The organism is Shigella dysenteriae, from assembly GCF_022354085.1.
GTDB lineage: Bacteria > Pseudomonadota > Gammaproteobacteria > Enterobacterales > Enterobacteriaceae > Escherichia > Escherichia coli.
The window spans coordinates 2,269,209-2,280,864 of the sequence record NZ_CP055055.1 but is presented as its reverse complement, the minus strand read 5'-3'; the positions used below and the strand labels follow the sequence as shown (position 1 = coordinate 2,280,864).

12 protein-coding genes are annotated in these 11,656 nt (G+C 49.1%); 3 read left to right on the top strand and 9 right to left on the bottom strand.

The annotated features are described in order from the left end of the window. Positions 1 to 5: 5 nt before the first annotated feature. The 3 genes from HUZ68_RS10930 to hglS form a co-directional block, all read right to left on the bottom strand. Positions 6 to 230: an HP1242/YdcH family protein gene (locus HUZ68_RS10930; RefSeq protein ID WP_001296778.1), complete on the bottom strand. Its 225-nt coding sequence runs from the start codon at positions 228 to 230 to the stop codon at positions 6 to 8. Between the two features lie 139 nt (positions 231 to 369). Beyond that, positions 370 to 2,025: a glucan biosynthesis protein OpgD gene (gene opgD, locus HUZ68_RS10925; RefSeq protein WP_000375956.1), complete on the bottom strand. Its 1,656-nt coding sequence runs from the start codon at positions 2,023 to 2,025 to the stop codon at positions 370 to 372. 224 nt (positions 2,026 to 2,249) lie between these two features. Continuing rightward, a complete protein-coding gene (gene hglS / locus HUZ68_RS10920) occupies positions 2,250 to 3,593 on the bottom strand; it encodes a 2-oxoadipate dioxygenase/decarboxylase HglS (RefSeq protein ID WP_000013762.1) in 1,344 nt (447 codons plus the stop codon). 216 nt (positions 3,594 to 3,809) lie between these two features. Between hglS and HUZ68_RS10915 the strand changes: the two genes are divergently transcribed. Then, a complete protein-coding gene (locus HUZ68_RS10915; RefSeq protein WP_000414564.1) occupies positions 3,810 to 4,733 on the top strand; it encodes a LysR substrate-binding domain-containing protein in 924 nt (307 codons plus the stop codon). 37 nt (positions 4,734 to 4,770) lie between these two features. Here the strand turns inward: HUZ68_RS10915 and trg are convergent, their stop codons facing one another. Then, positions 4,771 to 6,411 carry a methyl-accepting chemotaxis protein Trg gene (gene trg, locus HUZ68_RS10910; RefSeq protein WP_239594189.1) on the bottom strand — a complete coding sequence of 547 codons (1,641 nt, stop codon included), beginning with the start codon at positions 6,409 to 6,411 and terminating at the stop codon, positions 4,771 to 4,773. Positions 6,412 to 6,800: 389 nt separating this feature from the next. On the opposite strand from trg, the gene hokB reads away from it, so the two are divergent. Further along, a complete protein-coding gene (gene hokB / locus HUZ68_RS10900; protein ID WP_001309484.1) occupies positions 6,801 to 6,950 on the top strand; it encodes a type I toxin-antitoxin system toxin HokB in 150 nt (49 codons plus the stop codon). On the opposite strand, the gene HUZ68_RS10895 is transcribed toward hokB, so the two are convergent. From HUZ68_RS10895 to cybB, 3 genes are all read right to left on the bottom strand, one after another. Next, entirely contained in the window at positions 6,928 to 6,996 is a 69-nt protein-coding gene (locus HUZ68_RS10895) for a hypothetical protein (RefSeq protein WP_213044703.1), read from the bottom strand. The two genes, hokB and HUZ68_RS10895, sit on opposite strands and share 23 nt — an antisense overlap. A 25-nt stretch (positions 6,997 to 7,021) precedes the next feature. Beyond that, positions 7,022 to 7,195, bottom strand: a complete 174-nt coding sequence (locus tag HUZ68_RS10890; RefSeq protein WP_000731833.1) for a YdcA family protein — start codon at positions 7,193 to 7,195, stop codon at positions 7,022 to 7,024. A 244-nt stretch (positions 7,196 to 7,439) separates the two neighbouring features. Next, positions 7,440 to 7,970 carry a cytochrome b561 gene (gene cybB, locus HUZ68_RS10885; protein ID WP_001362610.1) on the bottom strand — a complete coding sequence of 177 codons (531 nt, stop codon included), beginning with the start codon at positions 7,968 to 7,970 and terminating at the stop codon, positions 7,440 to 7,442. Positions 7,971 to 8,158: 188 nt separating this feature from the next. Here cybB and gap point away from each other — a divergent pair, with 188 nt between their 5' ends. Further along, positions 8,159 to 9,160: a type I glyceraldehyde-3-phosphate dehydrogenase gene (gene gap, locus HUZ68_RS10880; protein WP_000048684.1), complete on the top strand. Its 1,002-nt coding sequence runs from the start codon at positions 8,159 to 8,161 to the stop codon at positions 9,158 to 9,160. Between the two features lie 41 nt (positions 9,161 to 9,201). Here gap and aldA read toward each other — a convergent pair whose 3' ends face one another. Further along, complete coding sequence (gene aldA, locus HUZ68_RS10875; protein WP_000115947.1) at positions 9,202 to 10,641, bottom strand: aldehyde dehydrogenase; 1,440 nt, start codon at positions 10,639 to 10,641, stop codon at positions 9,202 to 9,204. A 196-nt stretch (positions 10,642 to 10,837) separates the two neighbouring features. Continuing rightward, positions 10,838 to 11,638, bottom strand: coding sequence for a DUF218 domain-containing protein YdcF (gene ydcF, locus HUZ68_RS10870; RefSeq protein ID WP_033814798.1), 801 nt, complete (start codon positions 11,636 to 11,638; stop codon positions 10,838 to 10,840). Between the last annotated feature and the right edge of the window lie 18 nt (positions 11,639 to 11,656).

Genomic DNA, 11,656 nt, shown 5'->3' with positions numbered 1-11,656 from the left:
AAAGTTTACACCTCTTTGACGCTCTCCTGCTGCAGGATTTTGAGCATCTCATCTTTTAACTGTAGCTTTTGTTTTTTCATGCGGACCACTTCCGCATTGTACCCTCGACCGTCGGAACCTTCCTTTCTGGCAATTTCATGATCAAGTTTATTGTGTTTATCGAACAAGGACATAAAGCGAGGATTTTCGTTTTTCAGACGGGATATTAAATCTCGATATTCTGGAAACATACGCACTCCCTGTTAGTGGCTGACAAGGTGTATCTGAAATACACACCATCAGATTACTCATTTAACTTAGGGAAAAATGCGAGCGGGATCGTGTTTAACCAGACGGCACCTCCCGAAGAAGGTGCCGAAGAAAAAACAATTAACTCATCACGCGGTCGTCAACATACTGACGTTTATCGGGCGCTGGCGGGAAATACTGATACAGCCACGTTTCACTGATAGCGTCGCCCTGACAACGCAGATACATCCGCATATCGACCGGATCAGTGGAGTCCGACGTCGGATACCAGTCAAACTGAATACGATAACCATCAATGGGTTCAATATAGAGAATTTCGATTTGCTTCGCTTCCCCACTGGAAAGCGTAATCACCGGCTCAATGCCTTTTGGCGCGGCAGCTTTCAGATCACCACCAACGAAATCGACGGCAAAACGACGCGCCCATTTTTCGGGATAGTGTTCACCTGGTGCCCAACCTTCCGGGAAACCGCCCATGCCGGTACGCGTCGCCATAACGCGCGCTAATGGGCAATGAACAGGCGGTTGCGCACTCCAGTACAGACGATACTGGAATGCAAACTCATCACCCGCCTTTACAGCTTTTTCTGGCTGCCAGAAGCAGACAATGTTATCCAGCGTTTCGCCCGTTGTTGGGATTTCCATCAGGCCGATGGTGCCCTTACCCCACTTGTTACGCGGTTCCACCCACAGACTTGGGCGTTTGTTATACCAGCCCATAATGTCCTGATAATGGGAGAAATCACGATCCAGTTGCAATAAACCAAACCCTTTCGGGTTGTTGTCGGTGTAAGCATTGAACTGCAATTTTTGCGGATTATTCAGCGGACGGCAAATCCACTCGCCGTTGCCCCGCCACATGGACAGACGATCAGAGTCATGAATTTGCGGATGAATGGTGTCGCACATCCGACGTTCATTAGTACCGCAGCTGAACATACTGGTCATCGGCGCAATGCCCAGCTGTTTAATGTCTTTGCGCGCATACAGGTGATTTTCCACATCCATAATCACCTGACTTTTCTCACAATGGATAGTGAACTTATAGGCACCAGTAATGCTGGCGCTATCGAGCAACGCATAAACGGTAAAGGTAGTTGCCCCCGGTTTTACCGTATCAAACCAGAAGGCGGTAAAGTCGGGGAACTCTTCTTTACTGTCGGTGTAAGTGTCAATCGCCAGGCCGCGGGCCGACAAACCGTATTGATATGTATCATCAACGGCGCGGAAATAACTCGCGCCGAGAAATGATACTACATCACGGCGCGCCAGTTCGGGGGCTTTAAACACGCGAAAACCGGCAAAGCCGAGATCGCTTTGCCCTTCTAATTGTTTGGTATCAACACCTGCATCGTTGTATTTGAACAACTCCGGGCGAAAGTGAATTTCACGCGCCAGATGTGTTGCTGGATCTACAGAAAACATACGAACGCGGCGACGGAATCCCATTCCCATATGGAAGAACTGAGCGTCCAGTTGACGGTTCTCAACGTTATGCCAGAGCGATTTTTCGGCGTCGTATTGAATACTGTTATAAGCCTGCGGCGTCATTGTCGCCAGAGTGTCAGGTAACGGACGAGGCGCACCACGCCACGCTGTTTGCGCTAAGTCATGCGCCATTGACTGTAGAATGGAGAAGTCAAAACGCTGGGTTTGTCCGTCGGCAATATCAGAATCTGCCGCGAATGCCGCCTGAGAAAAAAGAGAAGCAATGCCGCTGGTACCGCACACGGCGGCCATAGCCATTGAACCTTTAATAAATCGTCTACGATCCATACCTGAAAGTGAGTCCTTCTGGTGTTGTGAATGGTCCCGCGCTGGTCGTTTTCAGCGGCAAGAAAGTGCTTATTTATGACCGCTCACTCTAGACAATATTTATTAATAATCCAATTGTTGAACTGAGAGAATATGCATAAATCGGCATTTTTTTTATGTCGATGGGATGAGCCTGATTCGTTTGTAAAATCAGGCAAATTTTTGCAAAGGCGGATGGTCAGAATTTAAAGCAAACCACAGCGACGTTTACTGCGTTCTTCCGCTTCCTGATAAAGCTGGAACTCATCCAAAACCGGACAACCCAACGCCTGCTCAAATGCTTCGCGACTGGCATTACCGTGGCTGCGTGCCTGCGTTTCATTACCCAGATTTGACTGGAAGATCCCCGCCGCGCTAACGGGCAAGAAATCTTCATAGGTAATGGGTTGCGCCGCGACCCAACCACGTTCAATTAAGGGCTGTGGATCGTCTCCGGGATGAATCGCCTGACGATGCGCCTCACCCGAAGGCGTCAGACGGTACCGGAACCATGCCAACCCTTGCTGACGCATTAAAAACTCACTGTCAGGAAAAGTGCGGAAGGTTTCCTGTAAATGCATTTGGTGAGTGAGATTATCCTGCCCGGTTCCAGCGTTACGCAGAAGATCATCATACAGTTGTCGCCCTTTCGGCGTTAATGCCACGCCACGCTGCTCAATTTCACCAAAGCGCGCAGTATGCGTGCCCTGTTTCTGCCCCGCAAACAACACCGTCTCTTCCAGTGCTTTAAAGCTGGTCTGGCGTAGTAAAATCGGTACCTCGCGGCGCGGCGGCCCTTCGATCAGAATTTTTGGTTCAATTCCGCATTCAGGCATCATCGACTGCACCCGGTCAATATCCAGCGTACGTGGCGTCAGATGGTTGATATGGCATCCAGGAAAACAGACCACATCAGCAATCAACCGATGTTCGTTGTGCAAGGCGCGATAGGTTTCTTCATCTACCGTTGCTGACTGGTGCCAACGGAACGTTTCCAGGGCCTCCTGCACAAACTCCTGTGCCTGTGTTTCGTTAAAACCGCCCCGCTGGTCATACTCCTCTAACAGTTGTCGACAACGTGGGGTGAAGATATCGCGCTGACGCAGAATCTCCGCCGCTTTCTGGCGCAAAATTTCGTTCTCGATAAGCTCAAGGCGGAGTAAGGAGGTAAAAACGCGGAAGGGATTACGCGCCAGAGAAGCATCATCAATGGGCCGAAATGCTGTCGAATGTACCGGCACCCCTGCCTGCGAGAGATCGTAATAGCTCACCGGGTACATCCCCATAATGGCAAACATCCGCCGAAGAGTAGCAAGCTCTTGTGCAGTCCCAACGCGAATCGCCCCATGACGTTCAACATTCAGTCGCGCCAGCTCGTCTGCATTTACCATTTTTTCGTGCAGTTGAGGATTGTTTTCCAGCACAGCCAGATTCACATCAGCTACCAGTTCCAGCAGCGTGCCATATTGCGGAACTTCTTGCTGGTACATGGCTGACATTGCCTGCGAAAACTGTTCCCGAATCTCATCCGCCGTGATGCTGTTCGCCATAGTGTCTGCCTCCAGTGGTCAGTAATCTGGAGTGTAGGTAACCGCATTCACTCTGGCGGGAAGAATTTACAAACTGTGATCTCGCCGCGAAAACATCAATATTATCCATTTTGCTGTAACATAATTGCTTTAATTGTTAATAATATTTTGCAATCAAGTTATCATAATCAAACAACTTCACTTGTCAGCGACACCGCTTCGTTTTTAACATCGCTTATGGAAAAAAATAGTCTGTTTAGTCAGCGCATCCGTTTGCGCCACCTTCATACATTCGTAGCTGTCGCACAACAAGGAACTTTGGGGCGCGCGGCTGAAACCCTTAATTTGAGTCAACCTGCGCTCTCTAAGACATTGAATGAACTGGAGCAACTGACGGGCGCTCGCTTGTTTGAGCGTGGTCGTCAGGGGGCGCAACTTACCTTACCCGGCGAACAATTTTTAACGCATGCAGTCAGAGTTCTTGACGCCATCAACACTGCTGGACAGTCGCTTCATCGTAAAGAAGGTCTTAATAATGATGTCGTCAGGGTTGGTGCACTACCTACTGCGGCACTGGGGATATTACCTTCGGTTATAGGTCAGTTTCATCAGCAACAAAAAGAGACGACCTTGCAAGTTGCGACAATGAGTAACCCTATGATTCTGGCGGGTTTAAAAACCGGGGAAATCGATATCGGCATTGGTCGGATGTCAGATCCTGAACTGATGACCGGGCTTAATTACGAACTGCTGTTTCTTGAATCGCTGAAGCTGGTTGTCCGCCCTAATCACCCGCTACTTCAGGAGAACGTAACGCTAAGCCGGGTGCTGGAATGGCCGGTCGTTGTATCACCAGAAGGCACTGCACCACGCCAGCATTCAGATGCATTAGTACAGAGCCAGGGATGTAAAATTCCTTCGGGTTGTATCGAAACGCTGTCTGCTTCGCTATCTCGTCAACTTACGGTTGAATACGACTACGTGTGGTTTGTCCCTTCTGGCGCGGTAAAAGACGACCTGCGTCATGCCACGCTGGTGGCCCTGCCTGTTCCGGGACATGGTGCAGGCGAACCGATTGGAATACTGACCCGCGTAGATGCGACGTTCTCTTCTGGTTGCCAGTTGATGATTAACGCTATTCGAAAATCAATGCCGTTCTGAAAGGTGAAGGGATCTGTCGATCCCTCCTTGAACATTTTCACACCGTAGCGAAACTAACTTGTTCACCCGCTCCGCGAGGTTCTGCCGACACAGAATGTTTGTTCAGACGGAATACGTCCACCGCCTCAGTTAATCGTGCAGCCTGTTCTTCAAGGGACACCGCCGCTGCTGAGGCCTCTTCTACCAGAGAAGCATTCTGTTGCGTCACCTTATCCATTTCAGAAATCGCCTGGCTAACCTGCGTTATGCCTCTACTTTGTTCATCCGAGGCGGCGGCGATTTCCTGCATGATATGTGTGACACTCGCGACGGCATCAACAATAGTGCTCATGGTTTTCCCTGCCGTTGCCACCTCATTCGACCCCAGGTCAATTAACCTGACTGATTCACTGATCAAGCCTTCAATCTCTTTCGCCGCCTGAGCGCTGCGGCTTGCGAGTGTCCGTACTTCGCTGGCGACAACGGCAAATCCACGTCCTTGCTCACCCGCTCGAGCGGCTTCAACGGCAGCATTCAGTGCCAGAATATTCGTCTGGAAAGCAATACTGTTGATGACGGCGGTGATCTCAGAAATTTTCTTCGAACTCGTGGAGATAGCGCCCATCGTTTTTACTACCCCGGAAACCGTCTGCCCGCCATCGCTGGCTTTAATAGAAGCCTCTTGCGCCAGTTTGCTGGCATGATGCGCGTTATCCGCATTCTGTTTCACCGTCGCAGTGAGTTGCTCCATGCTGGCGGCAGTTTGTTCGATAGCCGCCGCTTGTTCTTCGGTGCGAGATGAAAGGTCCGCATTGCCAGCGGAAATTTCGCTGGTGCCACGATAAATCTCTTCCGCGCCCTGTCGAACAGTCCCTACTGTCATCCCCAGTGAATGCTGCATTTGCTGTAAATGACGACTTAAGCGACCGATTTCATTACGACCCGCCGGTTCATCATTCATCGTCAGATCGCCACTGGCGATTTTTTCAATCCGTTGTGCGGCATGTTGCAGTGGACGAATGACGATCTGACGTAGCACCATAAATGTTATCAGCGTCATGACCAGGGCAAGCACAAACGCGCCAATCATGAACATCCCACCCACGCGGGTGCGCTGATGGGCCAGTTCCGCCAGTTGGTTGGCTCTGGTGCTACGTATCTTAACGGCTTTGTTCAAAATATCGGTATAAGCATTATCCAGCGTTCGGATCTGCTCACTTTCATGATTGATAATTGCTTCAAACATACCATTTTTGGCATATTTCAACATAGGTTGCATACCCGTGATATAAGCCTGAAAGCGTTGATTTAATTCAGTGTCGAGGGCTTCATCAGCAGGTATTTTCACCGGCCGATTCTGATAAGCACGATAACCTTGCTGCGACTGTTTAATCTCCGATTCGGCTTGCGCAATATTTCGCTTCATTGCTTCCATTTCCGCAATACGACTCGCAGCCCCGGCCTGAATCATATTGATCCGGGCTGAACGCAAAAAATCTGAACTGTTCGCTAACCCGGTCCGAATCTCAATCTCCGCAGTAACATCACGCTGATCGCGATCGGCCTGCCAGAGGAAATAGCCAGCCAGGGCTGAACTTAATGCGAATAGAACTAAGATACCGCCTAGAATGCAGGCAAATAACGGAACCAACCTGATGTGATGCAAAAAACCTAATCGCTGTGAGGGAGTTGTATTCATTACCGTTGTCTCTCGTCCAGGTTTACTCCTGATAGAAAGTCATCGGCATTTGACGGTAATTACTTACGACTAAAAGCCTCTTTGCGTCACATTTTTACAACAATTATTGCAGAGAAGATTAATGCTATTGGAATGAAGAGAGTAACGAATGGCTAAACCGAATGACGAAAAATTCTGGAAAACAGCACGCAATTTCGTCAGGTGATTATTTTCGTCCCTAAGGAAACCACATAGGATGCTCACGGGTGCCTGAGACTTTCTGTTTTCAGGCTAACCGGGAATCAGAAAGACGAAGGCCCCGACCGATATTTCTATCAACCGAGGCCAACGAATGAACCAAGCAATTCAGATGTTAGCCTCTTACCCGCCATCCGGCAAGGAGAAAGGCTATGAAGCGCAACCCTCTGGTGGTGTGTCTGCTCATTATCTGCATTACGATTCTGACATTCACACTCCTGACCCGACAAACGCTCTACGAACTGCGGTTCCGGGACGGTGATAAGGAGGTTGCTGCGCTCATGGCTTGCACGTCCAGGTAAGGGCAAGCGCGGGGATTTTCCCCGCGCATCTGACTAGCAGATTCATTTTCTCATGGCACCCCTTTTACACTTCAGTTAGTGCATGTTTTTTTCGATGCACTAATAGAACCATCATTACAGACAAATTTGCCGCCTGCCGTACAGTGTGAGATCCCCCCTTTCGAACCAGAACAGGGTTTGCGCCCGGCATCGGCATAAAAGGAAACAAGCGTTCCCATAAACAAAATAAGTGCCAGTTTTTTCATATAACCTCCATGGTTTATCGAATCTTATGTTCGATTTGAACGTTATACGCTGGTTTATTTTGATACCGTTGATGAGATCAAAGATCGGGTGAATTGATTAAAAATAAGCCAGATGGACGTATGGGCAAGGATTATGGTTTTATTTGTCATACAAATAAATATAATAGGCGCTTCCGATGTAGACCCGTATTCTTCGCCTGTACCACGGGTCGGTTTTAGTACAGGCGTTTTCTTTAAATATCCTTCAGGAACGTTTACGCGGCATCATGCGTAGAAGTGTGTTGTCCTTCCAGAAATAGTGGTGTGCCAGTGCAGCCGCAGCGTGCAAACCGATGACAAAATATCCCAGATTCGCCAGCGTTTCATGCCACGACTTTAAGCTATCAACCCGTTCGAAATTGGCCTCTGAAGCGTAAGGCATCGTCAAACCAAACGCAAACCACGGGTTGCCTCGGTTATACATCATCACCAAACCAATCACTGGCAGCGCAATAAACAGGAGATAAATCACCAAATGTCCCAAATGCGCCAGTCCCGTCATCATCGGTTTTGGCTTAGGTATAATCGGCGGGGTTGGGTATTTCAGCCTTAACAAAAGACGAACGACCATCAGCACGAGAATTGATATGCCGCAGGAAACATGAATCATGTTGATGAGTGGCCGATCGCTACGTGGTAAGAAACCCCGAAACTCCATTGCGCAATACGCTGCGATAACCAGCAAAAAGACCAGCCAGTGAATGCTGATTTGTAACCTTGAGTATTTATTTTCCATAACATTTCCTGCTTTAACATAATTTTCCGTTAACATAACGGGCTTTTCTCAAAATTTCATTAAATATTGTTCACCCGTTTTCAGTACGTTACGTTTCACTGTAAGAATGGAGATTGCCCATCCCGCCATCCTGGTCTAAGCCTGGAAAGGATCAATTTTCATCCGAACGTTCCTGACAGGAGAAAACCATGAGTAAAGTTGGTATTAACGGTTTTGGTCGTATCGGTCGACTGGTGTTGCGTCGATTACTTGAAGTCAAAAGCAACATAGACGTTGTCGCTATTAATGATCTCACTTCTCCAAAAATTCTCGCCTACCTGCTGAAACATGATTCAAACTACGGACCGTTCCCCTGGAGCGTTGATTTTACGGAAGATTCACTTATCGTTAATGGGAAAAGTATCGCGGTTTACGCCGAAAAAGAGGCTAAAAATATTCCGTGGAAAGCGAAAGGTGCAGAAATCATTGTCGAATGTACTGGCTTTTATACCTCCGCCGAGAAATCGCAGGCGCATCTCGATGCTGGCGCGAAGAAGGTGTTGATTTCCGCCCCTGCCGGTGAAATGAAAACTATCGTTTATAACGTCAATGACGACACTCTGGATGGCAACGATACCATTGTTTCCGTGGCGTCATGCACCACTAACTGCCTTGCGCCGATGGCCAAAGCCTTGCATGACAGTTTCGGGATAGAAGTCGGCACGATGACGACCATTCATGCCTATACTGGCACCCAGTCACTGGTGGATGGCCCGCGTGGTAAAGATTTACGTGCTTCACGCGCAGCGGCAGAAAATATCATTCCCCACACTACGGGCGCGGCCAAAGCCATTGGTCTGGTGATCCCGGAACTGAGCGGCAAACTGAAAGGTCATGCGCAACGCGTGCCGGTGAAAACAGGTTCGGTCACTGAACTGGTATCGATTCTCGGAAAAAAAGTGACTGCCGAAGAGGTGAATAACGCACTTAAACAAGCAACCACCAATAACGAGTCATTTGGTTATACCGATGAAGAAATAGTCTCTTCCGATATCATTGGCAGCCATTTCGGTTCGGTGTTTGATGCCACGCAAACGGAAATTACCGCCGTGGGCGATTTACAACTGGTGAAAACGGTCGCCTGGTACGATAACGAATATGGCTTCGTCACGCAGCTTATTCGCACCCTCGAAAAATTCGCTAAACTCTGACGCGCACAGGCGGAGGAAAAAACCTCCGCCTCTTTCACTCATTAAGACTGTAAATAAACCACCTGGGTCTGCAGATATTCATGCAGGCCATGTTTACCATCTGCGCCGCCAATACCGGATTTACGCCATCCGGCGTGGAAGCCTTGCATAGCTTCGAAGTTTTCACGGTTGATGTAAGTTTCACCAAACTTCAGCCCTTTAATGGCTTTCATCGCGACGTTCAGATTTTGGGTATAGATTGATGAGGTCAGGCCGTAATCACTGTCATTAGCCATTGAGATAGCATCTTCCAGCGTGTCAAATGCGACTACCGGCAGAACCGGGCCAAAGGTTTCCTCATGCATAATCGACATTTCCTGGCGAACATCCAGCAGCAATGTCGGCGGATAATAATATCCTTTCCCCTCTACCGCTTTGCCACCCAACGCCACTCTCGCCCCTTCTTCTACTGCGCGCGCCACTTTTTGCTCGACCCTTTCCAGCGCCGCGGCGTTAATCAACGGCCCCATCGCAATGTCGTTGCGTTCAGCGGGGTTACCAAATTGAACCGCCTGCATCGCTTCACCCAGCCGATTGACGAACTGATCATAAATGCCTTTCTGTACATAAACACGTTCTGCACAGTTACACACTTGCCCACTATTAATGACGCGTGAATCAACGATGGCTTTGACTGCCAGTTCGAGATCGGCATCGTCCATTACGATAGCTGGTGCTTTACCACCCAATTCCAGACACACTTTGGTGATGTTTTTCGCCGCAGTCGCCATGATCTTCTCACCTGCAGAGACGCTGCCTGTCATACTGACCATTGCGACCTTTGGGTTACCCGCCAGTTCTTGCCCAACGGTTTCACCACGCCCCAGAACAAGGTTAAACACGCCGCGCGGAAGGCCTATTTCATCGACGATTTTGGCGAATGCAATCGCATTGTTTGGCGTAAATTCACTGGGTTTAATGACGATGGTATTACCGGTCAAAAGAGCGGGAGCCATTTTGCGGGCAATGAGGAAGAACGGGAAGTTCCACGGCAGAATGCCGGTAGTCACACCAAGCGCACGTTTAAACAGAAGAATATTTTCTCCTGGACGATCGCTTTGAATAATCTCGCCCTCGTAACGCCGTGCCCACTCCGCCATGTAATCGATATAGTCGGCAGTAAAAGCCACTTCGACTTCAGCCAGCTGCTGGATCTTGCCCCCTTCTTCAACAATCAGCGCACTGATTTCACTGGCGCGTTCGCGGATCCCGGCGGAGATTTTGCGCAACCAACTGGCGCGTTCAATTGCAGGCAACGCTTCCCATTCTGGTTGTGCACGTTCTGCTGCATCGATTGCCTTACGGGCATCCTCGGCCTGACCATCGGGAATGCGGGAAATGACAGCCTCTGTAGCAGGGTTTACCACATCAATCCATGCGTCTCCACGCCAGGTAACAAACTGTCCATCAATATACATAGGATGTTGAACGGGTACTGACATGGGCGACTCCTGTGATTTATATGTTTGTTTTTGGTAAATGCATTGTTAATTAACATCAATCATCAGAGAGACGGCATCGTGAAAGGACAATTCTGTGAAGGGCTTCATAAAAACAAGTGTAAAAGGAATAAAAGGCAGAAATATAAGTCAGGAGTCATGCCCGTTTGCAAACAAGTGGTTCACAAACGGGCAATTTTTAACGTAACGAGCGACTTTCCATCGCCTCGATGAGCACCGCATCGTGTTTAAGCGTTTGCCATGCCTGAATGACTTCTGCCGGAAAATCAACGTGAACGATAAAATCTCGCCCGCGGGGACCGTAGCCATCGCTATCATCGTGTAAACGCGGCAGCTCGCCAGTGAGTAGTGAGAGATAACGCTCAACCGGCCATAATCCTTGTAACTGATTAATAAAGATTACACTGTCTGCGTTATTTCCTAACTGAGGAACGAATCCGGGATAACTTAACCAGCGTGGTGCATCGGGATTGTCCCCGGTCATACGGCGGAACGTCGCCATCGTGCGCCGCTGCATGGTGGGGTCCTGTACAACGATAGCTGTGTGAACTCGTTCTACGGCCTGATTCAATAGCGCGATGCTAAAGCGTGCGTTTTCACCGCAGTTTGTTGACTGGTCTTCAATCCAGATTTTTTCATGCGGAATATGCCAGAACTGATGAGCGATATCCGCCAGGATGGTCGCTTCTGCTCTGCCAGTGGTGCGGATAGTGTTGTAGTGCGGATGCTGTGCGATGGCGCTATACAAAAAAGTTGTCGAGTGACCGATACCACCACTAATCAGTAAAGGAATTTGCTGATCGCGGGCAATCTTACATGCCGCATCGATAGTCGGCATAACCGCATTTCCTGCAAGTATGACGCAATCAGCCTGATACGGCACCTCACCGGAGAAATCATCCTGCGCCAGCCACTGTCCGATAACATTTATGGCATCTATAGTTGCCGTCGAAAGCGTCGGAAACGGGGTAATGTTCATGGTTCCTCCTTATCGTTC